The 25,271-nt window shown below is 37.0% G+C and carries 32 protein-coding genes and 1 tRNA gene; 5 read left to right on the forward strand and 28 right to left on the reverse strand.

Features of this window, described 5'->3' with window-relative positions; translation table 11 throughout:
* Window positions 1-58 precede the first annotated feature (58 nt).
* The 4 genes from BVF91_RS11475 to BVF91_RS11485 all read right to left on the reverse strand — a co-directional run bounded on the left by BVF91_RS11475 (window position 59) and on the right by BVF91_RS11485 (window position 3,538).
* Complete coding sequence (locus tag BVF91_RS11475) at window positions 59-901, reverse strand: amidohydrolase (protein WP_240495883.1); 843 nt, start codon at window positions 899-901, stop codon at window positions 59-61.
* Between the two features lie 32 nt (window positions 902-933).
* A complete protein-coding gene (locus tag BVF91_RS13680; RefSeq protein ID WP_206199056.1) occupies window positions 934-1,290 on the reverse strand; it encodes a M20/M25/M40 family metallo-hydrolase in 357 nt (118 codons plus the stop codon).
* A gap of 234 nt (window positions 1,291-1,524) precedes the next feature.
* The gene (locus BVF91_RS11480) at window positions 1,525-2,439 is read right to left on the reverse strand and encodes a pseudouridine-5'-phosphate glycosidase (protein WP_085113535.1); all 915 of its coding nucleotides are present in this window, start codon (window positions 2,437-2,439) and stop codon (window positions 1,525-1,527) included.
* Complete coding sequence (locus BVF91_RS11485; protein ID WP_085113536.1) at window positions 2,432-3,538, reverse strand: carbohydrate kinase; 1,107 nt, start codon at window positions 3,536-3,538, stop codon at window positions 2,432-2,434. Before BVF91_RS11485 ends, BVF91_RS11480 begins: the two co-directional genes overlap by 8 nt.
* 408 nt (window positions 3,539-3,946) lie before the next feature.
* On the opposite strand from BVF91_RS11485, the gene BVF91_RS11490 reads away from it, so the two are divergent.
* Window positions 3,947-4,171 (forward strand): tyrosine-type recombinase/integrase, encoded by a 225-nt coding sequence (locus tag BVF91_RS11490; RefSeq protein WP_085113537.1) that lies wholly within the window; start codon window positions 3,947-3,949, stop codon window positions 4,169-4,171.
* Window positions 4,172-4,229: 58 nt separating this feature from the next.
* Here BVF91_RS11490 and BVF91_RS13330 read toward each other — a convergent pair.
* A tRNA-Thr gene (locus BVF91_RS13330) sits at window positions 4,230-4,301 on the reverse strand.
* Window positions 4,302-4,623: 322 nt separating this feature from the next.
* On the opposite strand from BVF91_RS13330, the gene BVF91_RS11495 reads away from it, so the two are divergent.
* The 3 genes from BVF91_RS11495 to BVF91_RS11505 all read left to right on the forward strand — a co-directional run bounded on the left by BVF91_RS11495 (window position 4,624) and on the right by BVF91_RS11505 (window position 5,892).
* Entirely contained in the window at window positions 4,624-4,860 is a 237-nt protein-coding gene (locus tag BVF91_RS11495) for a hypothetical protein (RefSeq protein WP_085113538.1), read from the forward strand.
* 100 nt (window positions 4,861-4,960) lie between these two features.
* The gene (locus BVF91_RS11500; RefSeq protein ID WP_085113539.1) at window positions 4,961-5,443 is read left to right on the forward strand and encodes a hypothetical protein; all 483 of its coding nucleotides are present in this window, start codon (window positions 4,961-4,963) and stop codon (window positions 5,441-5,443) included.
* 47 nt (window positions 5,444-5,490) lie between these two features.
* The gene (locus BVF91_RS11505; RefSeq protein ID WP_085113540.1) at window positions 5,491-5,892 is read left to right on the forward strand and encodes a ribbon-helix-helix domain-containing protein; all 402 of its coding nucleotides are present in this window, start codon (window positions 5,491-5,493) and stop codon (window positions 5,890-5,892) included.
* A gap of 119 nt (window positions 5,893-6,011) precedes the next feature.
* On the opposite strand, the gene BVF91_RS11510 is transcribed toward BVF91_RS11505, so the two are convergent.
* The 9 genes from BVF91_RS11510 to BVF91_RS11550 all read right to left on the reverse strand — a co-directional run bounded on the left by BVF91_RS11510 (window position 6,012) and on the right by BVF91_RS11550 (window position 14,873).
* A complete protein-coding gene (locus tag BVF91_RS11510) occupies window positions 6,012-6,512 on the reverse strand; it encodes a hypothetical protein (protein ID WP_085113541.1) in 501 nt (166 codons plus the stop codon).
* Window positions 6,513-6,530: 18 nt separating this feature from the next.
* On the reverse strand, window positions 6,531-7,403 hold the full coding sequence (locus BVF91_RS11515) for a GH25 family lysozyme (protein WP_085113542.1): 873 nt from the start codon (window positions 7,401-7,403) through the stop codon (window positions 6,531-6,533).
* Between the two features lie 6 nt (window positions 7,404-7,409).
* Window positions 7,410-7,601, reverse strand: a complete 192-nt coding sequence (locus tag BVF91_RS11520; protein WP_168170210.1) for a hypothetical protein — start codon at window positions 7,599-7,601, stop codon at window positions 7,410-7,412.
* Between the two features lie 69 nt (window positions 7,602-7,670).
* A complete protein-coding gene (locus tag BVF91_RS11525; protein ID WP_085113544.1) occupies window positions 7,671-8,453 on the reverse strand; it encodes a hypothetical protein in 783 nt (260 codons plus the stop codon).
* A gap of 7 nt (window positions 8,454-8,460) precedes the next feature.
* The gene (locus tag BVF91_RS11530) at window positions 8,461-8,652 is read right to left on the reverse strand and encodes a hypothetical protein (protein ID WP_085113545.1); all 192 of its coding nucleotides are present in this window, start codon (window positions 8,650-8,652) and stop codon (window positions 8,461-8,463) included.
* Window position 8,653: 1 nt separating this feature from the next.
* Window positions 8,654-11,773 carry a hypothetical protein gene (locus BVF91_RS11535; RefSeq protein WP_085113546.1) on the reverse strand — a complete coding sequence of 1,040 codons (3,120 nt, stop codon included), beginning with the start codon at window positions 11,771-11,773 and terminating at the stop codon, window positions 8,654-8,656.
* 11 nt (window positions 11,774-11,784) lie between these two features.
* Window positions 11,785-12,135 (reverse strand): hypothetical protein, encoded by a 351-nt coding sequence (locus tag BVF91_RS11540; protein ID WP_085113547.1) that lies wholly within the window; start codon window positions 12,133-12,135, stop codon window positions 11,785-11,787.
* 12 nt (window positions 12,136-12,147) lie between these two features.
* Window positions 12,148-12,489: a hypothetical protein gene (locus BVF91_RS11545; RefSeq protein ID WP_085113548.1), complete on the reverse strand. Its 342-nt coding sequence runs from the start codon at window positions 12,487-12,489 to the stop codon at window positions 12,148-12,150.
* Window positions 12,489-14,873, reverse strand: a complete 2,385-nt coding sequence (locus BVF91_RS11550) for a tape measure protein (RefSeq protein WP_085113549.1) — start codon at window positions 14,871-14,873, stop codon at window positions 12,489-12,491. Before BVF91_RS11550 ends, BVF91_RS11545 begins: the two co-directional genes overlap by 1 nt.
* A 53-nt stretch (window positions 14,874-14,926) precedes the next feature.
* Between BVF91_RS11550 and BVF91_RS11555 the strand changes: the two genes are divergently transcribed.
* Window positions 14,927-15,382, forward strand: coding sequence for a hypothetical protein (locus BVF91_RS11555; RefSeq protein ID WP_085113550.1), 456 nt, complete (start codon window positions 14,927-14,929; stop codon window positions 15,380-15,382).
* On the opposite strand, the gene BVF91_RS11560 is transcribed toward BVF91_RS11555, so the two are convergent.
* Genes BVF91_RS11560 through BVF91_RS11615 form a run of 14 tightly spaced genes read right to left on the reverse strand, consistent with a single transcriptional unit; the run spans window position 15,379 to window position 25,092 of the window.
* Window positions 15,379-15,573: a hypothetical protein gene (locus tag BVF91_RS11560; RefSeq protein ID WP_085113551.1), complete on the reverse strand. Its 195-nt coding sequence runs from the start codon at window positions 15,571-15,573 to the stop codon at window positions 15,379-15,381. The two genes, BVF91_RS11555 and BVF91_RS11560, sit on opposite strands and share 4 nt — an antisense overlap.
* A 23-nt stretch (window positions 15,574-15,596) precedes the next feature.
* The gene (locus BVF91_RS11565; protein WP_085113552.1) at window positions 15,597-15,953 is read right to left on the reverse strand and encodes a hypothetical protein; all 357 of its coding nucleotides are present in this window, start codon (window positions 15,951-15,953) and stop codon (window positions 15,597-15,599) included.
* Window positions 15,954-15,963: 10 nt separating this feature from the next.
* The gene (locus tag BVF91_RS11570; RefSeq protein WP_085113553.1) at window positions 15,964-16,899 is read right to left on the reverse strand and encodes a phage tail tube protein; all 936 of its coding nucleotides are present in this window, start codon (window positions 16,897-16,899) and stop codon (window positions 15,964-15,966) included.
* On the reverse strand, window positions 16,892-17,068 hold the full coding sequence (locus tag BVF91_RS13335) for a hypothetical protein (protein WP_168170211.1): 177 nt from the start codon (window positions 17,066-17,068) through the stop codon (window positions 16,892-16,894). The genes BVF91_RS11570 and BVF91_RS13335 overlap by 8 nt, the downstream gene beginning before the upstream one ends.
* Before the next feature lie 5 nt (window positions 17,069-17,073).
* Window positions 17,074-17,496: a hypothetical protein gene (locus BVF91_RS11575; protein ID WP_085113554.1), complete on the reverse strand. Its 423-nt coding sequence runs from the start codon at window positions 17,494-17,496 to the stop codon at window positions 17,074-17,076.
* 3 nt (window positions 17,497-17,499) lie between these two features.
* Complete coding sequence (locus BVF91_RS11580; RefSeq protein ID WP_085113555.1) at window positions 17,500-17,949, reverse strand: hypothetical protein; 450 nt, start codon at window positions 17,947-17,949, stop codon at window positions 17,500-17,502.
* Window positions 17,950-18,492 (reverse strand): head-tail connector protein, encoded by a 543-nt coding sequence (locus tag BVF91_RS11585; protein ID WP_085113556.1) that lies wholly within the window; start codon window positions 18,490-18,492, stop codon window positions 17,950-17,952.
* Between the two features lie 11 nt (window positions 18,493-18,503).
* Window positions 18,504-18,677: a hypothetical protein gene (locus BVF91_RS13340; protein ID WP_168170212.1), complete on the reverse strand. Its 174-nt coding sequence runs from the start codon at window positions 18,675-18,677 to the stop codon at window positions 18,504-18,506.
* Between the two features lie 39 nt (window positions 18,678-18,716).
* The gene (locus BVF91_RS11590; protein ID WP_085113557.1) at window positions 18,717-19,826 is read right to left on the reverse strand and encodes a phage major capsid protein; all 1,110 of its coding nucleotides are present in this window, start codon (window positions 19,824-19,826) and stop codon (window positions 18,717-18,719) included.
* Window positions 19,826-20,995, reverse strand: coding sequence for an HK97 family phage prohead protease (locus tag BVF91_RS11595; RefSeq protein WP_085113558.1), 1,170 nt, complete (start codon window positions 20,993-20,995; stop codon window positions 19,826-19,828). The genes BVF91_RS11590 and BVF91_RS11595 overlap by 1 nt, the downstream gene beginning before the upstream one ends.
* 9 nt (window positions 20,996-21,004) lie before the next feature.
* The gene (locus tag BVF91_RS11600; protein WP_085113559.1) at window positions 21,005-23,014 is read right to left on the reverse strand and encodes a phage portal protein; all 2,010 of its coding nucleotides are present in this window, start codon (window positions 23,012-23,014) and stop codon (window positions 21,005-21,007) included.
* A gap of 38 nt (window positions 23,015-23,052) precedes the next feature.
* On the reverse strand, window positions 23,053-24,261 hold the full coding sequence (locus tag BVF91_RS11605; RefSeq protein WP_085113560.1) for a PBSX family phage terminase large subunit: 1,209 nt from the start codon (window positions 24,259-24,261) through the stop codon (window positions 23,053-23,055).
* On the reverse strand, window positions 24,254-24,643 hold the full coding sequence (locus BVF91_RS11610) for a phBC6A51 family helix-turn-helix protein (RefSeq protein WP_085113562.1): 390 nt from the start codon (window positions 24,641-24,643) through the stop codon (window positions 24,254-24,256). The genes BVF91_RS11605 and BVF91_RS11610 overlap by 8 nt, the downstream gene beginning before the upstream one ends.
* Window positions 24,644-24,699: 56 nt before the next feature.
* On the reverse strand, window positions 24,700-25,092 hold the full coding sequence (locus BVF91_RS11615; protein ID WP_085113561.1) for a hypothetical protein: 393 nt from the start codon (window positions 25,090-25,092) through the stop codon (window positions 24,700-24,702).
* Window positions 25,093-25,271 lie beyond the last annotated feature (179 nt).

Consider the following 25,271-nt stretch of genomic DNA (forward strand, 5'->3'; position numbering starts at 1 on the left):
TTATGCCTCATGAATGCTGAATTGCACGATTGAAAGTAGCATAATAGTTGATACTATACTATTCATTTAAAAAGTCCAAAGCAAATTGTACATATAATGCTGTACCATACTTTAAGTAGTCTTCATCAATCTTGAACTTCTCATGATGCGGGAAGTATATAGCTTCTTTTTCCTCATTTCTATATCCAATGAATGCATAAACTCCTTTAGCATGCTGGAAATAGTATGGCATATCCTCTGAACCCATATATCTAGGTAAGGTTTTATTTTTCCCTTTTCCAAAGACTTTTGTTGCAGACTTGTCAGCTAGTTTTGCTAATTCTGGATCATTATAAAGGCTGAGAGCACTTTCCTCTATTCTTACGTCAACTTTAAGCTCATAGGCATCCGCAATGGCCTTTGCATGTCTTTTTATTGCTTCATGAACTGTTTCCCTAACTTTTGGGTCAAAGTACCTCATTGAAATTTCAATATCTGTATATTTACTAATAACATTGGCCTTTGTACCCCCAATGAACTTTCCTACAGAAAGTACTATTGGCTCCTGAGGATTAACATTTTTAGCAACTATTCCTTGGAGATCTGTAACAAAAATACATGCAGGATGAATAGTATCCTTTGCAAGATGCGGTGCTGAGCCATGGCCTGATACTCCTTCAAACTTAACATAAATAGTATCACAACCTGCCATTCTATATCCTGGTTCAATATTTACATATCCTGTTTCTAATTCTGGCATTCCATGCATGCCCAAACATGCATCTACCCCGTCCATTTCGCCTGCTTCTATTATTTTTTTCGCGCCAGAGAATGTTTCCTCAGCTTCCTGAAAGAAGAATCTTATCTCACCTGGTATTTCATCCTTCATTTCTGATAAAATTTTTGCAGCCCCAAGAAGCATAGAAGCATGGGCGTCATGACCACAAGCATGCATCACTCCGGCTGAGGCATAGGAATATGTCTTTTTATTATATTAGCGTCATGACCACAAGCATGCATCACTCCAGGAGTTTTAGATTTAAATTCAACATTTGTTTCCTCGTTTATCGGAAGAGCATCTATGTCTGCTCTTAAAGCTACGGTTTTTCCACTTTTTCCACCTTTTAATGTAGCTATTAAAGAGGTATTTCCCGCTTTCTTATATGGTATTCCTAACTTATCTAATTCTTTCATAATCTTTTCTTGAGTTTTAAATTCCTGTCCACTAAGTTCAGGTTCCTCATGTAAACTTCTTCTGAAACTTATAATATAATCTTCAATTGATTTAGCCTTATCTAATATATTTGACATAAAAAACACCCCTTTCTATATTTTAAATATTCTCATTTACTTGTAGCTGTAAATATCTTCAGTTTCCTTTGGTACCAGCGCTAAAATAACAAGTGATGATATTGTTCCAACAGTCTTGTTTCTGCATTTTATCGCTATTTTCCTGCTTTTTTACTTAAAAAGACTTTACACTAAGTACCTGTTTCTACATATTTTTTTACTGCCTGCAAAAACAATTAGCTAAGTTTCTTAATATTAGTTTAATTTATTTAGTTCTACTGCAATTTTTGCACCTACTATGGCATTATTCTTTACTAGTTCAATATTTGCTTTTAAGCTATCGCCAGATGTTATATCCTTGATTTTCTCCAAAAGAAATGGTGTTAATTCCTTACCTTTAATATTGTTTGCATCTGCTTCTTCCAAAGCTTTATATATTGCTTTTTCAATATATTCTCTATTCATTGAATACTCTTCAGGTATAGGATTTGCGATGATTAATCCACCTTTCAATCCAAGATCCCACTTAGCCTTTATAATTTTAGCTGCTTCGATTTCATCATTTATCATATAATCAACTTTAAGACCACTATTTTTAGTATAAAAAGCTGGCAGTTCATCTGTTTTGAATCCTAAAACAGGGACACCATGTGTTTCAAGATATTCAAGCGTTAATGGCAAGTCAAGTATAGCTTTTGCACCAGCACATATCACAGCTACGTTTGTTTTTGCAAGCTCTTGTAAATCTGCGGAAATATCAAAAGTATGTTCAGCGCCTCTATGCACTCCACCAATTCCTCCAGTTACAAATATCTTTATTCCAGCCAAGTTAGCACAAATCATTGTTGCAGAAACAGTTGTAGCAGCGCTTAAACCTTTTGCTATTATTGATGGAATATCTCTTCTACTAGCTTTTAAAATGTCCTTTGATGTTGCCAAAAATTCTAATTCTTCTTTATTTATTCCAATCTTTATTTTACCATTAATTATGGCTATCGTTGCCGGAACAGCACCATTATCCCTGATTATATCCTCCAGCATATTTGCTGTTTTTATATTTTCTGGATATGGCATTCCATGTGAAATAATGGTTGATTCAAGAGCAACTACTGGAAGTCCTTTATCAATCGCACTTTTAACTTCTTCACTTATTTCTAAATATTTATACATATTCATTCTCCTTTACAATTTTATCTAAAATTTTTTTATTAAGAAATGGATTTACAGTTTCAGATGATGATAATGTGAATGTTGCAGCAGCTATTCCATATCTTGCAGAGTCTTCTATAGACATATCATTAATAATACCATAGATGAAACCAGCTGTTAATGCGTCACCTGCGCCAGTCGCATCAATGACATTGACCTTATATGAATCTAGATATCCTTCATAATCATCTGAGCTTATATAAACACCTCTTTCACCAAGTGTCACAATAACATTTTTTGTACCCAATTTTCTTATTTCCTTTGTCGCTTTTATCATGTCATCATCGTTAATTATCTCGGTTTCCAACAGTGACCCTAATTCATCTCTATTTGGTGTAATATAATCTATATTGCCCAGTACTTTTTTCAATTTTTTTGATTTATCAATAGAAACTGGTTCAGCAAGTACAGGTATATTCTTTCTTGCACATGCATCAACAATATATTCAATAGATGCTTCAGGAATATTTGCATCTATGACTACAATTCTGCTGTTATTAATAATATCTATTTTTTTTTCAAGATATTTAATATTCAACTCTTCTAAAATTTCCATCCCTGATAATGCAATATCCATGTCCCCTGTATTATCGATAATTGCTAAATATATTCCGGTGTGTTTTGCATTAGAGATAGCAATATGTTCGCAATTAACACCCGTTTTTCGTGTCTCTGTTATAATTCTTTTACCTTCATCGTCACTTCCTACTATACTCAAAAAAGTCACAGGAACATCTAGTAATGCAAGGTTATTGGCTATATTTCTTCCAACTCCACCAAGAGTAATTTCGACATGGCCAGGATTTGAAGTATGCTTTTTTAGAGTATCAAATGTCATACCTTTTATATCAATGTTAGCTCCACCTATTACAGTTACGCCCTTTTTGTCGTTTACTACATATCCTCTTCCGTTTATATAGCCTTTTTTAATCAAATTGGCAATATGACCCGCGACAGCTGAGCGGCTAATACCAACCGTATTTGCAAGTTCTTCCTGTGATACCATTGGATTTGATTTAATGTGCTCATATATTTCCTTTTCTCTTTTAGTTAGTGGCATTTTCACCACCTCCTTATACAACATTTGTTTGTTTACTAAACATTTGCAAGCATATTATAGCACTATACTTATAACATGTCAATAAAAACAATTTACTTCAATCATTAATACAGTTGTCTATAATGCCTCCATCTGTCAAGATAATTTTTTAAAATCTAAGTTAGATTTTCTTACCACCTTTTATTTAGATAATTTTATATAAGTTGTAAGTCAGATAGATGAACTAAAATTATTTAAGTGTTTAGCCTTATTACAATAAGTGTATACCATTTCAGATATTTAAACCAACTTGTACAAGAATATTAGAGGCGTTCAATTTCCTAATGCCTGTGTGATTTCTATTCAATATAGTACGGAAATAAATGGGAATATTAACACCAGAGAAAGCCAAAAAGTTTTTAGAAGCTTATGCTTATAAAGGAACTTCTCAAAAAAGAAAATTTGTCCGATATAAGATTATATGACTTAAGGCATACATGTGCTACCCTATTATTAGCAATAGGTGAAAATCCAAAAGTAGTTAGTGAAAGATTAGGTCATGCTAGCATTACATTAACGCTTGATACCTATTCTCATGTACTACCAGACATGCAGAAACAGGCAACAGATAAACTTGAAAAAATGTTATTTTAATTTCGCATACAAAAAAGGGTATCGATCAAATCTCGATACCCTGAAATCCTCTTAAAATGAGAGCTGGCGAAAGGAATCGAACCTTCAACCTGCTGATTACAAGTCAGCTTTTAAAATAAAAAATGGCTCTAAATAGGCTTTATAGCCTATTTTTATTTTTATACAGTTCATAGAATTATATATTTTGTGTCAACAGTGTCAACAAACTGTCAACAAGTTTTATGCTATAATAGAAGTGTAAAAATGATTCAAGGCCCTGAGCCTTCTTTTTTTTTATGCCTAAAATAGTCAGAAAATTAGAACTTTAATATTGTATCTTAAAATGGCTTGAAATAGGCATTTGTGGAGATTTATTTTTTTTAAAAAAATTATAAAAAGGTATTGACATTGTACAACAATGTGGTACAATGTAATTGTCAGGAGGAAATAAAAAAAGAAAGGGAGTATGAAAAATGAAATTAATAGAAAACATAAAATATACAAAAGATGGTAGAGAGATTAGAGAAGAACACGAATTAAACAATTGGAAAAACATTAGATATTATCTTAAAGATATGAAAAATGCATACGTAGACGTTAAGAAAAACACAGTAGTACTTACAAAGTCAAGAAGTTATGAATTAAATAAAGAATACCATATTATGAGCAATGGTGCAGACTATAGAGTAACATATACAGTAGAAGAATAGCAGGGCTAGGTACAAAGCCGAGAATGCCGGCTGTGGCGGAAACGCCACTTACGCTCAACCTGCTTAGCAGGAAAAATAAATTAAAGAAAGGTGATTTTAAATGAGTAAATATGTAGAAGTAAAATTTTCAAATGACATATGGAGCGATGGACAGATAACGGCTTATGAGGTTTTTAAGGAAGAATTAGAAAATCAAGGGCTTGTGATAAATGTAGCAAGCGAGTTTATGGATGACGAGGACATCTTAGAAGTCAACCAAAATATTCCTGATGTAGAGAGATTAATTTTCGAACTTGCTGGAGAATACAATTTAAAAAACAATGTAGATATATACGAAACTTATAAATACGATATTATTCGTACAATTAAAGAATACGGATTGCCACGGATAATAAATAACTTTAATCAAATTTTATCTCTTTCATGCGAAGAAGATGATACCCCACAAAACATCATAGATGCTTTTGCAGATGCCGGTATTGACCTTGATGAGGTAAATGTTGCAGGTCAATGGGGTGGAAAAATGGTTTGGGTTATAAACGGGCAAATATTTACAGCTACATGGACTAAAGAAGAGGAATAAAGGCGTAGCCGATACGCCTTTAATAAAAAATTTTTGGAGGCATAATTATGGCAGAATTAGAAAAAGCAATTCGTGTTCGATTGTCAGAGAGCGAATACGAAAATCTGAAGAAAATATGCGAGATAAAAGGCGATAATGTATCCAGAATTATACGGGTCTTCGTGAAACAATATATAGAAGAAAACAAACATTTAATCCAGCCCAAACCGCTATATACTGTAGCACAATGGGTTGCGATAAACCAGCAAGGACTTCCAGAATTATACGTAAACGTGATGGACTTCAAAGCTACAATACGATATAAAGGGAAAGACATCACGAAGGAAATTCCAAACGGGTCAAAACTAGCAACAGATGCCGTTATTGTAGCTGGCGGTAGCATAAGTATTAGCGGTATATATCCGCCAACTGATGTTATTTTGGAAGAAGTGCAAAAGAGGTTTTCATAACCTCTTTTATTTTTATATTAATGTAATCGTTTGATTTTAGCCTACAACGAAGGATTTTGTGCATCTGAATATATTTATATGCCTTTACGCACAAAAAAATAGGCCCCGAAGGGCCTTGATTATTGTTGGGTAGTTGTCTGTGCAGCAGGTGTTTGCGTGTCTGTTGTCGCCGCTACTTGTGCCTGTGCTGTCTGCTGTGTATGTCCTAAAGCCATAACAGACGCCTCAATTGCACCATCAATAACCTTGTCAAGCTCCGGCGTAACGTCTATCTTTGCAAGTTTAAGAGCGTCTAATATAAAACTTTTTGCTTCTGCTTTTCTTTGGTCTGCCTGAATTTGTCCGATATGATAGAGTTGTTCTGCTTTGTCTACACCGAGTTTTGTGTATTCGAGAACTTTGTCTATGATACCTAAAGCTGGCACTTGTGGCAAAAAAGGCTTGATTGTATCGAAAACCTGATCCACTTTGACTACTGTGTCATTAGCTTCGTTCAAATATTTTTCAATATCTATGCCTTTCTTTTTCAAGAGCGGTATAACTACTCCAACTGTAGCTACAACTCCTATAACAAGTCCTATTACTAATGTTAAAACTGCTAATGTATTTCCTTCTAACATAATTTATCCTCTCCTTTTTTAATTTATTTCGTAAGTTCCATCTGAATAGATCTTTATTGTGAGCGTTTTTAAAAGCGTCTTTTTTATCTGTGGTGCAGTTTGTGTATTTTGTGCAAGCTTATTCAAGTTTTGCAATGCTTTTGCAAGTGCATCTGCTGTCGCTGGACCATATACCCCATCGGCTGTAAGCCCTGCCTTTGTCTGGAATAGCTTTATAGCGCTTGTTGTAGCAGGACCAATTATGCCATCTACTGCAAGATTAAGTCCTAATACTTGGTTCAGCTCTTGCTGCAATTGTTTTATCCAATCCACACTTTCGCCTCCTTTCCGTATTGATAAATCATCATTGGCAATAGAACAATCGCATATGCCAATGCCCGGCACGTTCTCCTTGTCTGTGTATTGCCACATAATGTGCGGAATTGTAGGCTCTTTGCTACCATAATCTGCAATCCAAAAGTTATAATTCTGCAATTTGCTGTAGTCTAGCTTTGAATTTAGATAGCTTGTATATGTGTAAATAATGCAGTCTTTCCCTGTAAGTTTTTTCATAGCTGCAATAAATCGCAATATCCAGTTAGTTAGAGCATCTTTGCCTAAATTACAATTTACTTCAATATCCAAGATTGGAGGCAATTTTGTGCTTATAGAAGCTATTTGCCTATAATAATTCGTTGCCTCATCTTCAGGTTGATTGTTGTCGGGCCTTGCAAAATGATATGTTCCAAACAGCATACCAGCCTGTGATAGTTTTGCAACATTTGTTTGAAACGTCGGGTCTATATATGTCTTTCCCTCCGTTGCCTTGCATATTACGCCTGCATAGCCTGCATTTTTTACTTTAGTTGCGTCTTGAACCGGGTTATGATTAGAGATGTCTATTATTTTCACCGTTTTTCACTTCCTTGTTACGGCAAAGTCTACTATAAGCATAATTAAAGAGGCTATCACGCCTCCCATTAAACCTATCAGCCATGTATATATGCCGTCAACTTTTTGCTCTAAACGCTGTAGACTGCCATTCTGTTTCGCCTGCCATTCTTCAAGCTTGCTAATTCTTTCGCTATGCTTTGCAATTTGTATTTCCATGTTGTTCACCTTCTCTTCAAGTTCCATAGGCATACATCCTTTCTATCTACATAAAAACTATATAAAAATCTAAGTGAAAGCAATATAAGTTATAATCTGACCTACCGAACCAGAGGTTAAAGTAAAACCTGTATTCGTAAGCGTAATCCTGCTTGGGTCCAATATGCCAAGATAAATGCCTGTAACATTTTCAGAAGGATTCTCAGAATTGTATAGTGTCATAGAGCCTTGATACTGAAAAACAATAAATCGAGGTTTAAAACCTATATTTTGTGTTACACTAGATGCCATTGTGAAAGCGCTACTATACGATTGTGCAGTAGGCCCACTAACGCCAAAAATACTTCTTCCTGCAACAATATTTGCCGCCACTAAATTTGCATCACCTTTTACATATCCACTGCCATTGTGATAGCCAGCTGGGATAGCTTGATTTTGCGTTGATGGCGTGATTATTACTGCACCATTATTAGCCATTGCACCAGTCTTTTTTGACCCGCCTTGGTAAAATGTCTTACCACTCAAGACGTCTCCAACACCAGCATTGGCATCTGTCGATATTGCTTGTATTTTTGACGCAAGCGTTGCAAAAGTGTCTGTTCCCGATGCACTTTGCCCCATAGATGTTATTGCACTTGCGATAGTATTTTTACCTGTCGTAACTGCACTGCCCAATTCTTGCAATGCACTTTCTACAGTTTTTGGCGTTGTCGTAAAATACCCATTCGCATCTGCTACATCTATTGTTGCAGCTTTCTTCAATTCAACCGTGTTCTGTTCAATCCTGTTCATATCGGCAGGTTGCACAACATCACTTGCCTGCCAATTTGTTTTAGGTGTTACATACGCCATCTATTCATCACCTCGATTTTGTGTATATTTCTGCAAGTGCATCTTCAACATTTGTCATTGTCAAATACCCTCCGCTGTCGGCTATGTCAATCGTGGCAGCCTTCTTTAGTTCTACTTCGTTCTGTTCAATACGATTAAAATCATTGTAGGTTGGCGGTGTCTCAATATTCCAATCCGTTTTGGGCGTCTGCCATGCCATATCATTCCACCTTCCTTCCTGTCAAATTAGCTTCTAAATATCCTTGCCAGCTTATTTCCTGCCTAATCACGTAGTAGTCATTGCCTTTTACAGTTACTTTATCGCCAAGCAACAATGCAGGATTTCCTCTCCAATCCATTTGTATATCACGCCTTGCGTCCTTGACACTTGCAAGCAGTGTTTCTGCTATCTGCTGTGCTTGGCTTAATGTCTGTATTAGCGGATTGTCAGGATACTCATATCTCAGTTCGCCATTTTCGGTTATACTTGTGTCGTCTTGCGCTATATACTGCTCTTTGTTTTGCACCGTCAGAGGCTGCCCGTTTATTACAAGTGTTACGCTCGTACTTGTACTATTCGTGTTTTGTATCTTTACAGTTGCACCCCAGCCGTAATACGTAGCCGATACAATACTTATCCCACTCGGCGAACCGTCAATGCTTGCTGTTGCGTTTATAACCGGCGTCTGATTGTAAAACGCTGTTATAGTCGTAGAACCATTCGCTGGCACTGTAATTGGGCTATTACTGCGATATACTTCCTGCGTCGCCTGCGGTGCAAGTGGATTGGTATTGACAATTATTTTGTTTGATACCTGACTTTGTTGTGACGGATTTCTCAAAGGCAAGAAATAGTCATCATCTGTAATTTCAAGTATATCTGTTCCAACACTGTTAAAACTTTTAATCTGTATTATTCCATCACGGTCCGCATACACAACTGCCAATGCTGCCTCTGCAATAATTCTCAATGCCTCTCTATGTGTTGTCGAATTGAACCAAGCGTAAGGCACTACAATAGATTGCAAGGCTGTATCTATGTTGTATTCTGTACTATCCAATCCTGCGTCCTGCAATACCTGTTGTGCAAGCGTATAAAGACTTACATTTGTTTGTACTGTACTGGATTGATATGTTCCTTTGCGAAGCAATTCAAGCCTGTCACGTGCTGTTATAGTTGCCTCCAATACATCGTCTGGGCTATCCCAATCTAAAGACCAGAATGTTCCTAATGGCACCCATTCCTCATGGTTGACTTGGACTGTCAAGCTTTGTAAGGTTGGTGTTACTGTTATATCTGTTGTTGTTAGCGTTTCTCGTATCATCAAAGATTTATCTGCCAAATTATCTCCGTAACTGATTTGTGGTATCTTGCCCCCGTTTATACATTGTTGCCATGTCGTGCCCCCATCAAGCGAAGTTTCTATCATAATGTTAGTATCTATAGGTATATTAGCATTCCAAGAAATACTACTTCCAGTAGTAATATTTACAGGTGACAAATCAATAATGTTAGAAACTCTATTACCCATAGTGCTATAAGCACTTGTTATAGATACTGTTAAATCATTAAGAGCAGGCGTTATTGTTGTATCCGCCGTACTAAGTGTTTCCCTTACTTGAAGTCGGGCATTACTAAGATTAGTGCCTTTTGTTATTCCTGGTATCGCTCCACCGTTTGTGCATACCTGCCAGCCCTGCCACGTCGCACCCCCATCGAGGGAAAGGTTGGTTTCGACGGTCAGGCTAGTATTGGCTGGCATAGTGGCATTCCAAGAGATAGTGCTGTTTGCCGCTGTGCCGACAGAACTGATGTCATAGACGGGGGAGAGGCGAGAACCAGAAATACTTTGATTTGCAACCAAGTGAATATTTGTAACATAAACTGTTGGTATATCACCAGTTGTTATTCTAAAATTTATTGATGTTTCAGTTCCTGAATTAAAGTTTAATTTTACTAATTTCCAACCATTTGTTGCAGTATATAAATGTGTAGCGGCTATTCCAGCATTGTTTGCTCCATTTACTATAAAAATAATTCCATTTCCATCTGTTGTACCTGAAATAGGGATATTAACCATCATATAAGCTATATAATCTGTATTAGCGGTAAGACCTGTAATATAAAGTGTAATTCCACTATCACCATTACCACTTTTTGTTATTTTAACTGAAGGGTATCCATTCCAAGTATCAATATTGTCATATACAGCACTTACACTTGAACCATAATAAAAAAATGTCGTCCAATCTCCTATATTTGCATTAGAAAATATACTATTTCGGGGAGAAATTATATTGTTATCTGGTAAAATTAACTCTAAATCTCCCGCACTTGTCGCTACAACGTTAGTCAATGTACCAGCCTGGAAGTCGGCTTGAGTTGTTTCGGTCTTGGAGTAGTCTGCTCCGGTTTTGGCTAGCTGCAACCCACTTGTAGTAGAAACAACATTCGTCAATGTACCAGTAGTAAAATCGGCCTGTGTAGCTTCTGTTTCTGCGATGTTATTCCCTTCTCCATCACTTTTAAACCCAAGCCACAACTTTATTTTTCTGTTTGGCTTTAGCAAATTGTTTAGTGGACTTTGTGTATTATCAACATTAAACTTCTTGTCTTTATTTACAAGTGTTAAAGTAACTTCGTTTGCCGATATATTCCCAACAGGCAAACTGCCCTGTGACGCTTCCCTTTCCTCAAGTAAATCAATCTTTACAATGTCGTCGTTGTAATAAGTTTCCTGAATACTTGTAAAAAATTCTGTTATCTTTACCTGCCTGTTAGGTATGTTCCATTTAGTTATTGTCAGCACCTGCTTTGTCACATCCAAAACAGGTGAAGGCAAAGCATACGACCAATTTACCTGATTGTTACCTGTTACGGACTTTGTATATAGCTTTGTTCCGTCGCTGGCATAAAGGTCTATCGTAAAGTCTGTTGGATACTCGCCACGTGCACTATCGCCGACAACTGTCAATGTGTGTATAGGGCGTGCAAAGTGTGTGACGGTTAATGTCGGATATGGGCTTACAAAACTGCCATCCGCACCAGACATTTGACTTCCCCACCAACCAAATTGGTACTGGCTTAACAAGTCTTGTGTTGGTGCTAAATAATATGAACCGTTTAACGCCCAAGAACCGTCCAAAGAAGCCCATTTGTGAGGAACTGATACTATCGAATCGGCTGCCTGAGATGGATATGACACATTGGCATTTTCACTTGTTGTAATATTGATTGATTGATCCATGAAAGGATTTGTATAATCTATTTGGCATTTTGCACTGACTTGTCGCTTGTTTGCTTTCATCTGGTTTAGAAAATCTTGTGTTACTGCGTACATATCATCACTTCCTATGGCATCAATAATGCTGCTATTGTAACTCCATCTACTGCGCTATAATCTATCGCCACCTGACCTGCAAGTCCGTCAGTCTGGTTATATATGCTTGTATCCAAAGGCCCTATAAATACTGCCGTATGAGCTGCAACTGTTACAATTCTATCTGCAAGCTTAAGGCCATTTACTGCATATCCACTTCTTATAGTCACATTAACGTCTGTATCTGAATCATTTTTAACGTGTAATATCACTTTGCCGTTGTTTTCTACTGCATGTCCGTCTGTTGTAGCTGGCGAATATGCAGCTGTAAGACCTGTATCACTTAATTGTTGTCTCGCCAAACTCACTCTTGTTGTTGCCATGTTATCGCCTCCTTATTGCTCTGTGAAATTAATCGTTAAATTCCATAATTTTACTCCATTTATCATTGACACTAAATCTGCGCTTGGGTCTCCGTCCACAAAGCATGTTATTGTATTATCTTGTCCCGCATCCGGATATGTCAAACTAAAAAACGGCTTATTAGCCGCTATTGTGTTCATGATTGTTTGAAAATCAGTATCGCTTAAATTAACCCATGATACTTTGACTTTTTTCTTTGTTGCAATTAGTTCAATCTGCATCTTACCGCTTGCTGCTCTACTTGTTTTTGTTATATCAGTTGAGCCAACATTTACAGCATTGGGTGTTGCTACTGTTACGCCTGCTATTTGCATTAGTTAGTCACCCCTTGAAATATAAGATTAAGGCCCTGTCTCTGCCCTTCTCTGATTATCGCAGGCAATAGTATTCTTGCTAGCATATTGCTGGATGCAGTATCAATGCGTATTGTCATTTCTTTGTTGTTATCATTATTTGTCGATACTGATTTTACTTTCATAACATCAATCAATGCCTGATATGTCGCTTGATACGTTGCATCGTGTATAGTTTGTTGCAAATTTGTATTGCTAGTAATTCCACTATTACCAACATTTGGACTTATGGTAGGTGTTGTTGCTGTCATTAATGGTGTATTAATGCTTAAATTCATATCTGTTGCAAGGCCTTGAACTGCTTTTTGCACTTGATATTTGTTTTGTTCAATACCTTTTGCTAATCCACTCATAAAATCAGGCATCCAACTTTCATAATCAGCTAAAGGCCCTTCATCTGGTGCGCTAAAATGCAAATAACTTCTTATTGTGTTTGCTACAGTTTTAACTGTATTTGTAATGCTACTTATCATGCTTTTTATACCATTTATAAAGCCATTTATCATGTCTTTGCCCCATTCAATCGCTTCAGATGGCAAGGATTTTATCCAATCAATAGCATTGTTTATCCCATTCACAATAGCAGTTCTTACATTGCCTACTGTGTTCATTACACCCTCTCTCATGCGATTAAACATATCAGTTGCTATATTATAAAGGGCAGATGGTAACTCTTTGAACCAATTTATAAGCCCATTCCATATATCTTTAGCACCTTGAACTATATTGTTCCATATATTTGTTACTGCTGCCTTAAAATTCTCCCAAGCAGTTGATGCTACAGTTTTTATTGCTTCCCAGATGTTACCGAGATCGTCTTTTATATTATTCCATATACCAGCAATATCTGTTTTTAACTTGCCAAAATTTCCTGTTATTATATCAAGCACTATAAGCACTGCACCTAATACAATATTCTTGATTATGTCCCACGTGCTTTGGAAAATAGTTTTATAAAAATTCAATGCAGGCTGTAAGAAATTTGTAATACTGTTAAACGCATTAGTTATTGTTTGCACAATGCCGTGCCATACAGTTGTTATAGTGTTCACTATTCCATTCCATATGTTTGTAAAGAAAGTTGCTATACCATTCCATACTGTTTGTGCTGTAGTTGCTATTGCATTCCATGCTGTTATGATTGCATTTCTAAACCCCTCGTTTGTGTTCCACAAATAAATAATAGTTGCAACAAGCGCTGTTATAAGAGAAATAACAATACCAATCGGGTTAGCAGCCATAGCTGCATTTACGCCTAATATTGCAGTCCGTAAACCTTCTAGCATAGTTGGTATACTTTGTATAAAAGTTATAGCTCTAAAAGCTAAAAAACCTGTTACTATTCCTCCTAATATAGAAGCAATTGCAGGACCATTAGTTTTTATAAAATTTATTAAGTTTGATACAGTGTTAAATATTCCGTCTATTGTTGTTTTTGCTGAAGGCGGAAATATTGCTTCTAAACCGTCTTTTAGTCCGCCTTTTTGAAAACCATCCGAAAATTTATTTGTTAGGTCAATGGCTTTTGGCAACGCTGTGCTAGTTAACCAATCAAATACTGGTTTCATAATTGTACCAAAAGTGATATTCAAATTGTCCTGTAGTGTCGACATTAAGCCGTTAAATGTCGTGCTTTGATTTTGCATTGCATTATAGAATTGTCCGCCAGCGCTTGTGGCTATTTTAAATGCGTTCGCAACATCTTGTGCGCTAATTTTTCCTTTTGACATCTCATCTCTAAGTTCTGCCATAGATTTACCCGTTTTTTCTGATATGATTTTTAATGGGTTAAATCCAGCATTTACTAACTGTAAAAGGTCCTGTCCTGTAAGTCTGCCATTTGCTTGTATCTGTGCAAATGCAAGTGCCAATTCATTAAACCGTTCTCTATCGCCCTGCGACACATCACCTAACATTTTTATAGTTGGAATAACTTGATTTGCTGACATGCCAAAACTCATTAACAATTGTGCTGCTTTAGTTAAATCTTCTGTTTCAAACGGTGTTTTTGCTGCCATCTGTAATAATTGCGTCATAAGACTATGTGCTTTTTGCGCACTTCCTAACATTGTAGTAAATGCTACTTGGTTTTGTTGTAATGTTGCATTGAATTTAATACCTGCACCAATACTATTTTCAAAGCCGTTTTTTATAGTATCCCATAATGCCACGCCACCCATAGCAGCAAAAACATTTTTAAATACGCTGCCCATTCCTGTTGCACTTTTGCTGACTTTTTCTATTGAATCCTGATTTGATTTAAGACTTTTTTCCAATTTTTCCAAAGTCGCTGTTGCTTTGTCTTTTGCTTCTATTATTATTTCGAGAATTTTTTCCGAGTCCATCTACTTTTCACCGCCTCTCGTGGTATAATAAAAGAAAAAAGGAGGGGTTGATTTTGAGCTTATTTGGTAGCAAAGATGAAAAAACAAAAATGTCTGAAAAATACGGCAAAAGAATTATGGCAGCTATGAGTAAATATGTTGGGGGAAACTTGTCATTAAGCCCCAATGAAGACATTGAAATCATATGTTATGAAAAAGGCATTGCATTACATCCAGCTAAATACTTTTTAAATTATGAAAATGACGAATTCATAACATATGACAGATTGCAGCCTACATCCTTTAAAACTGAAGAACAAATATCCAAAGATGTAACATTAACAAGATTATTGCTTGTAGGAATATTTGCTTTTGGTCTTAAAAAGAAACGCGTCACTCATGAACAATATCTCATCATCAACTATGACAAAGAGTCCAACGGCATATTTCAAATACCGAAACTATATATTAACATAGTTGCCAAAATCAATGAAGCACGTTCTAAATATTTATCTAGCTTTTCAGGCTAAGAAGGTTGAATCTCCGCTTCCGCCCTTGCAAATATCATAAAGTATTGGTAGTCCTCATAATACTGGTCATTTAACCCACCACTTTCAGGGAGGCAATGTAGCTGCTTGCATAAACAATAATCGTTCATCTTTTGTACAATGTCAGGATGTTCGGCTGCCAACTTTTCGATTGGCAGCCTTTTTGCTGCCATAATATACATTCTACGGGCAATTTCTAATTTTTTTTTGGCACTTCATTCCACACTTCTGCAATACAATTATCTACCCAATTGCCACTATCGACATCAAGGTTTCTATATGTGTCTAAAAGAGCATCTCCTGTTATCTCCTGTCCTGCTATTACAAACTTCTGAGCAACTGTCTTAAACATGAACTCGTTTATAGCCTGCTGGTCTATTTTTAGACTATCTATTGTCGGCTTAGTTGGATCTGCCATATTTACATCTGCCATGTCGATTATCATTTGCTGTCTTTTGTCATAGTCTCTTTTTCTTACTTTTGCTAATGTGACTAATTTGTCTCCATTCTCGTCTACAAATTCCCTTATATCATCATCTCTAACTATTCTCATACTATACCTCCTATACTGTTAAATCAGCGACACTGTTTACTGCCGTGACAGTTATTATGTTACTTGTCGACGGGTCTTGGAATACGGTATAATCTGCATCGGCAGTGACTGGCCCGTCTTTAATTTCCTGTGCAAATCCTTTACTGAAACCTGCTGCTGGAATATCAATCGTTAATGATTTGCCTCCGCTTGCAGTCAAATTTATATTTATTGCTACCGTAGTTGCATTTACAAATGCTTGATACAATGTTGACGGATAATCTATAAATGTTATTTTGCCTGTTATCTTTGGCTTATTTTTTCTGACTATCTGTGTTGGATACCTGCTTGTACCGATTGGGAATTGTGCCTCAAGCTGATTGTCTATGTCTAATTGAATATTGTCAACATCTGCCATAGCTGTACCGCCAATAGTAATCGTTGCGTTCAACATCGTTAAGTAATCTGTGACATATGCAGGCGTACTTGTTAATGTTGCGTTGTCTGTGTGATTAAGGCCATACCATTCCATTGTCAGCTTTGCTACATCACCTGCTGCACAAGCCAGCGATAGTTTATTGATATATACACCTGATTGTTTCATTTGTATTGCGACTTCGTTACCTTCGACTGTCAATGATGGCAACTGTCCTGCTGGGTCTAATGTTATAGTGTGTGTATATGTTGTCGTGCCTGCCACTGTTGCCTTACCGAGTGCCCAATAAAATGGATGTGGCAAAGATGCTGTTAGCAATGTGGATAATTTTCCGGTTGGTGTTATTGTGCCTGCCAAGCTTGGCGCATCACCAAGCGAGCCGAAATTCGTTTTGAGGTCTATAGGTTTATGGTCTTGATTTAAGATAAAGCTATCTGTTTGAAAAAATTGTGATACTGTTGCCTGCGCTGTTCCCGGTGTAGTCTCTTTTTTAAAACCTATCCAGCCAAGACCGCCATAATAATTAGCCATTATTCTCACTTCCTTCCGTGTTATCTGTTACTACTGTGTCAGAATTAATTGTATTTATCTGTTGTACATTTACATCATCAACTGTCACTGTACCAACATCCGGTATAAAAACTTCTTTATATAGCATTATCTGGTCTTTACATTTTTCAATTGCTTCCTGTTTAGTCAAGGTTATCACCTCGCATAATATTTCGTATATCTAACTTTTATAAGTGCCATTCTAACCATTCCGTCAAGGTTGTTGCGATATTCAATTTGCGGTATTCCAACTAACATAAGATTGTCATATGGTTGTGGATTCTTAAATATCAAATCTTTGATTTGCTGTGCTGTATCGTTCAAAAAATCCTCATTAGCCTGTCCTCTATCATCACTATTCATTTCTTGTGTTGCATCTACACCTACAAGAATTTGTAAATCCAACGTACTCGTAAATGTGCCGCTTGCTTTCCAGCTAACAGTTTCGCTATCACTATATATCATTACAAGTGGACACCAATCAGCTTTTGGCATAATTGGATATCCACTCATAAATGTTTTTATTCCAGTCAGATTAGTCTGCAATAAATTACTTAAAAATTGTCGTGTCTCTTTCATAAGTTACAACTCCCATTTAAAGGATTTTAACACAGTATCAGCAGCAGGGTGCAAAAACGGATGTGCTTTTGTTCCACGCATAGCTATTGCCCTTTGCAAAGCACCGGCTGGTATGCCTTTTCTTTTTGCCCAAAGCTGCCATGTATTTTCGTTGCCATTCCAAGGCAACCAGTGTGGCTTTGTGCCATACTCAACCGCAAGTGGATAATTAAATCCACTTTGAGTCTTTGCAGGATCATAAACTCTTGTATACAACGAAAATGGCCCGCTTTTAATGACTTCATACGTAATTCTACTTCTTAACAATCCTGATACGCCTACAGGTGCTCTTTTCTTTGCTTCTGCGCTTATCATCAAACCTACTTTTGTAAACTGTTTTTCAACATTTTGTGCCATTTGCTCGACATCTTTCTTTATACTCAATACACCTTCTACCACAATCTCGAGATCCATTTATATCACCTTCGGCCATTTCCTGTATTGATTAGCAACTGCATCCCAGTAGTCGTCACCTGTTAGCCTTCCATTGTACAAGTCGGCATGTTGAAATACCATTGTTATACCATTTGTTGTCATGCTGTTTAATGCAGGGCCTTCCGGCGTATCCTGCTTTACTAATATTTTTTTCGTCATCCAAAGCGCCAATTCCTTAATAGGTTGTGGTAAAACAGAATATCCTGCTGTGTAGGATATTGTTATCATTCTTGTATATGGCATCTGATAGAATGCAATGCCCCAGCCATACACGTCATATGTCGTTGGGTCTATTATTGCGCCTGTTTGGTCTGTTACTTGCGTTACTGTTGCTACTGGTTGATGTTTGAGATATATGACGCTATCCAACATTCGGCTTTCTGTGTATGTGCTTTGTTCAAATTCCTGTCCGCAATAATTCTCAATCCGTTGTTTCACAAAATCATGCACACTCTGATAATCTGTTGCTGTGACTGTTTTCCCCAGATACGTGTTTAACTCATCGTTTGTAAAATACGCCATAGACTACCACCTCACTTTTCTATGGCTTTATTCTTTGTCTTGTCCTCCGATACTTCCAATATTTCTACAAGTCCCATTTCTGCATATTGCACAGCCAATTTTTTGTCTACCTCGATTATGTCATCTTTTTGTGCTATTCTGCCTTCATGTATAAGAGCGTTATGTTTTAATACTTTTGCTTTCATGTCATCACCTCAAAAAGCAAGCATAGTAGGGAAAACCTACTATGCTGCTATAACTCCATTGATTACGCAGAATGCTTCAGGATATCTGAGTGCAAAGTCAAGCCTTACTGTTGCTCTAATACCCATTACATCGTTGGTAAAGAAGTTACCCGCTGTATTAGATGCCAATAATTCAACTCCGCCTCTTTCGCCGATGATTGCTTCATCAAATTGTCCTAAGATAACATAAGATGTATTATTTGCTGTGCCTGTTGTGAGATTTGTTGGTATTGTTGTTGTTGTCAAAACTGGTATTCCCATAATAGTTCCTGGGAAGTCTGTTGCTGCGCTAGCGTTCTGAATCGGCTCAATTAAGTATCTGCCCATGCTATCCTTTTGTTTCATCGCTTTGTAATAAATGCTCGGATGCATGATTATAGCATTTGGCTTAAAGTTGCCTAAAGATGCTTTTTGTATAGCTGCAATTGCGTCAATTATCATGTCGTATGTGAGATCTGCTCCGTTTGCACCTGCCGATATTGTGTTTATTCCAGACTGATTAATTATGCCTTTTGGCTGATTATTTGTACCTGTGCCCTGCAGGAATGCATTATCCTGTGCAACTGCCAATACGTTGGCTAAGTCATTCATTACTACACTTTCAACTTGCGGATTGCTGTCTTGTAACAATTCATTAGAGAATATTGCCAATGCTGCAAGTTTCTTCGCTGTTAATTGCACCTGTGTAAATGTCGGATTTGTGTCGCTGATTGCTGTATTTTCACCTATCCATGTCGCATTAGCGGTTCCGTTCTGCTTTGGAATATAGAGAATGTTGCTGTTCATTGGTATTACTGTTGCGCCGGCTTTTCTTACGACTGTTTTTGCATATACCATTTGAATTAACTGTGTACTGTATTCTGGTGGCACTAAATATCCGCCTGCACTGCCTGTGCCTTCTGTGAGTGCCTTCTTTTCAAAGTCTGCATCTCTCCAATCGTTAAATATAACGCCTTTTATAGCTTTCAAAAAACTGAATTTTTTATCCACTGGATCTGCGCCTCCTTCTGGGAACTTTATTTTTCTATTTACTATGCCTTTAAGTATTTCCTTTGCGTCTTCCTCTGCCATTGTCTGTGCTTGTTTTTTGATCTCCTCGAATATGTTCATTATTTTTCATCTCCTTTTAAAGTTTTTGTAAATATTTCCTTATACTCTTTAACCGCATCCTGTAATGCTGTCTTAAATTCCTCTTTCATCTTTGCAATTTCGCTTTCAAGTTTTTGCTTATATTCTTGCTCAAGTTTTTCTCTTATTTTTGTTTCATCCATTCCTTTTCCTCCTTCCATCATGCCCGGCATCATCCCAGGTTCGCCTTCGTCAGGGTCGTCTGGCTTCGTACCTGTTGCGTCTTGAATAAACTGCATAAGTTCATCTACTGCGCTATCGATAGCACTTGCTATCTTAGACAGCTTCTCTACATTAGCAGCCGACAATACAGCACCTGCCTTATCTACATGCATATCATCCACCTCCTTATGGAATTCTGGCGGTTCTTTATCAAATTCTTTGTAGTGCTTTGCAAGATGGTTATATACCGCTTCTTTATCTGCATCTGGTATGTCTACACCTCCTCTTGCACCAAGCAACGCAGCCATAGCAGCACGAACACCATTCCATACAACAGCATGTTGCCCATCTGCTTTGTGATGTGGTAATTTGTACGATTGTTTTACGTCTGGATTCTGGTCATCATACCAAGCGCACATAATTTTTAAGTCATCTACCGTTGCATTTTTAACTTCTTCGCCTGCATCCCATTGCTCGTCCTCTGGCGCTTTTGGCGTCTGCTTATATGGAATTGCGCCTTTGATTATCACGTTCTCACCTCCTTTTAGAAGGCCTTTTGCGCTCAATAGTGCTAATGCATTAGGATTGGCTGGTACAGGAACACACGATATTTCCAAAAGCTCGCTTTTCGTGTATATATAACCATTTGTATCCGGATTGATTTGAAATTCTTTTGGAATAAATCCTACGCTGAATGTTTTGAGATAACCACCTTCATACAATTGTTTTATTTCCTGTCCTAATTGTGTTGGTGCAAATTCAGGTTTGAATATCAACTTACCCCCCGATACTTGAATATCATTTGCTTTTCCCACAGGAGGCGTCCAATAGTCATGTGCCCACAACAAAACCGGATTTTTTTTAAAATTGTCTAGTTCCCAGCCATCTGCCTTGACAATATCACCTGAACGGTCAACTGTTTCATCACTTGCTATGCACCAAAAATCGCCTTGCTTTTCTGCCGTAAATTGTTTGAATTGTTTTTCCATTTTCTCACCTCACTCATCTATAACTGGAATAACAGTGCATCTACACTGGATGATATTTTCTGCGCTGCCATTTGGATCTCCGGGGAAATCCAATTCTTCGCCACCAACTATGAATGGCTCATCAATGCCAACTGTCTGACCATCAGCTTCTTGATGCCATTCTCGGACTCTTTCATCTTCTGCGGTCAGCCATGTTTTTCTGGATACAAGACCTGTTTGCCTGTATCCTTCGAGTGCTCCCGCATTTGCAGCAGGTACTGTCTCTGTCCTTGCAATTCTTTCTGCTCTGTATCCAGTCGCTGAAATATCAAATACCTCCGCAACACGTCTCATAATCTGGTCTATATCTTCACCGTTTGCATTTGCTTCTTCAAGCTGTTGTCTCAGCATTTCCTCCGTGTCCTGCGTTATCTGTTGAGCAAATTTGAAGGTTTTGTTTTGTATCCACTCAGCTATTCGGTGCAGGCTTGGGTCAAAATCCTTCTTTATCTTCATTGCCTTTGTGGCAAATACCTCATTGTAGGCTTGCTCTGCAAAGTCATTGTGGATTGTCTTTATTTGCTCATAGCCCACTTTGTAGAATTTATCCTTATATTTTTGTGCATCAAAAAAAGCACCTCGACCATTGCGGATGCTTTCTTCTACATCTTTTTGCATTTCCTCCCATATCGGTTTAAGTGCTTTTTTGAATTTCTTCTCATATTTTGTTTGTTGACCTACAAATTTTCTCCACGCTGTATTTGCACCTTTTGTTTTCGTCTTAAAAGATTTTGTCATGTCTTGTTCCTGCCCTGTTTCTACCTCTCCTTCTGATGTATCTGGTTCCACATCGCTTATAGGTTGCGGCATAATTTGATTAGAGATGTATAACACATCTCCACCATCTATATCCTCAAGCCCTAATAAATTTCTTGCTTCATTTACTGTCATTATGCCACTTTGAATGCCAACCTGTACCTTTTTGATGACTGTGTCTACATCTTCCGGTATTACTTGATTGAAGTCAAATATAATCTGTGTTTTTGGCTTAAACATTGGAATGAGTTCGTTATTGATTTTGCCTTCTAATTTCCTTAAACGTGGTTCAATCGTCCTCTTTGCAAAAGTGTATTCTGCTGCTTCGGCATTTGCACGATTGACGTTCTCTGATATGCCAAGAATTGACGCATGGACACCAAAGGTTGCAAGGATGTCATCTCTGTTTTGTTTTCTAACGTCCGTCAATTGCAAGTCTCGGATGCTGAATGCTGTCTGCTTGTATTCTGCACCGCCTTCCAATACTGCGATTTTATGCGCTTTGTCTACGCCTTGATGTCCTAGATTCCAACGTTCCTTTAGGTCTGTAAATTCATCTTCTGTTAGTACGTGTGGCACTGCAATATATCCACCCGGCACTGCCGAATTGTAGAAAAAGTTTCTTGCATATTGCTGTGCAAAACTGTCATTGTCTATCTGCAATCCTGCTGCCTGTGTTGGCCCTACGCCTTTATGAACATTGAGCGGATTCGGATACGTGATGTGTATGACCTCGTCTGGATCGAATGGTATGTTCTCACCGCCCCAGATGTAGATATATCCTTTGATGAAGTTGTCCTTGTCTGGTACTACCCACATCCTATCTGATGGCACAGGCCACATTTCCGCCGGCTGCCCCATACCATTCTTCGACAATGCCCAGTAGACTTCACCTGTAAGTTCAAGATAAATTTGAGACAGCTCTATAAATTCTTGAAACGGCATAAATGGATTTGGCTTTTGTAGCAACTGATATATCGGGCCATCTATGATGTCTATCTCTGTTCCTTGACTGTCTCTCGTGAATAGTCTCCATTCTGTCGCTGCGACTGACTGTGCTATTTTGGATACAGCTGCAAATACCCAGTTATTTTCTTGATATGCTTTAAGCCAGTCTGTTTCTTTTCTGTCAGGTGGTATCTGCCAATTAAGCGGATAGTAGCTAAATGGTGCTGACTTCTCTTTTGTATGACTGCGATTGAATATCCTCTGAAATATATTCAATATCTCACCTCCTAATTATACGAAAGAATTATTTCGTATCATATCCATCTGATTCTCACTTCGTTGTTGCTCATCAATGGCTGTAAGGCATACCTCATGGCATCACACGCGTGATTGTTCATGTCTACAGGTTCATCAAGTACATTGCCATCTTTGTCCTCTCGATACTTGTATGTCTGAATTTCTTTGATAGTATTAATACAGCTTGGGTGGATGTGTATTTTGTGCCGCTTAATCCAGTCAATACCGAAATTAATGCTGTCCTTGCCTTTTGTGCAGGCTTGTATTCTAAAGCCTGCTTTTCTGAATTCTTCTATTCTGTCTGGCTCTGCACTATCGGCTGTAATCATATATCGTTTATTTACTTTGTTTTTACACAGCTCTATCAATTGTGTATTTGTGAGATGTCTTTCGTATATCTCATCAAGTATATATATTTCATTGTCTTTGAATGCTACTTTCAAGAGTGCCGATGGATCATTATATCCAAAATCAAGTCCATAATAAATTGAGCTGTATCTGTTTTCGTCAAGTGGTATATCCTCAACAACATAATTTGTATAGACAAGATTTCCAAGGACACCCCATTCACCCAAAGCATAGATTTTGTAGTATGTTGCGTCTTGATTTTTTAGATCCTCAAGAACTTTTGCATATTCTGAATCAATGAATTTGTTGTCCAAATAAGTTGACTTTACAACTCTTGCATTGTCTTTTTTGAAATCAAAAAATACTTTTTTCAGCCAATGCAAGGCTGATATTGGGTTGAATGTGAGAATAATTTGTTTGTAGTTTTTTGTAGGGCCTCTCAATCTCAAATCCAACTGTTGAAAGTCTTTTTGTTCAAGCTCGCTTGCCTCCTCAATCCATATGCCTGTTATACCTGCAATAGATTTAAGTTTCTCTACATCATCAAGACCAGCAAAAATTATTTGATTGCCATTTATGCATGTAATAGTCATATCTGATTTATTTATCTTAAATATTGTGTTTAGATTCCATTGACTTATTATGTCTTGGAATAAAGAAAAGACACTATATCTAAGTGTCTTCGCAACTTTCCTAACAACGAGGAATCTATGAGGTTTTTCGGTCAATAACCGGACTAATATTTTTTGCACTGCAAACACAGATTTCCCACTACCAGCACCACCATACAAGATTAAATATCTGCTTGTATCTTTGTATAGTGGATAATATATGTCATTTGTTAAATCAGGCAATGCTGTTAAATCTATGTTAATCATTTTTATCTGCCGTTAATTCATCTGGCAATTTAACGACTATGTCCATGTCTGTTTTTAAATCAATGTTTTGTTTGTCTGCCGGTTTAATATCAAGTCTGTCAAGCACATCTTTTATCGCTTGCAAGCGTACTAATTCAGATCGTGCACAAAGTAATTTGTCTAATTCTCTCAGTGCTTTGGAGGACATACTCATGAGCTTACGTTCAATGTCTTTCTTCATTTCCGCTGTAAAATTATCAATAGCTTGTCTGAATTCTTCTTGCTTTTTCCACCGATACAATGTTGTACGTCCTATGGAACATGCTTTTGCTATTTCTTCATCAGTCATATTACCCTCGGCTATTAATTTAGCTGCCTCTAACTGTTTTTTTGTTAAACTCATAAGCACGCCTCCTTTCGTTTCAATTTGTTTCAAAAAAAACACTAAAAAAGAGCCCATTAGAGCTCTTCCATTAAATGTTTAATAAATATGTGTAATGCTTCATTTTGACTTTCATTATCCGATTTCAATGATAATGAATCATTATCATTATAGATAATCAGCACCTTGTAAATTTGATTAGGCTTTTTAGTAATTTTTATATCTTTTATTAAATTTAGAGGAATTATATGCATTTGCGTTTCGCCATTATATATTGATAATTTCAAAATACCATTAGCTGTTAATACAAACAATTCTTGTTGTTGATAATAAAACCCAACAATTTCATCTTCATTTAAAAATTCTCTTAAAAATTTTAGTAAAACACTCTCTTCTCTCGCATCGCTCAAGCTAAATCTGTTGCACCAATTTCTAAACATTTCATAATATGATTTTGTTATATCGTCCATAATTATCCCCTTTTTTTACTTTTACCATAATATTCTACATTTCTTTCTAAAATCCTTCTTTTTCTGCAAAAATTTAAGCCCAGGAAGGGGACACCTGAGCTTTTTCTTTTGTAAAATATCTATTATTCTATTATGCATTATAGCATAGATTTTTTTAAAAAAAGTCTTAGACTTTTTTT

Origin of the sequence: Thermoanaerobacterium sp. PSU-2 (genome assembly GCF_002102475.1) — a bacterium.
Taxonomy (GTDB): Bacteria; Bacillota; Thermoanaerobacteria; order Thermoanaerobacterales; family Thermoanaerobacteraceae; genus Thermoanaerobacterium.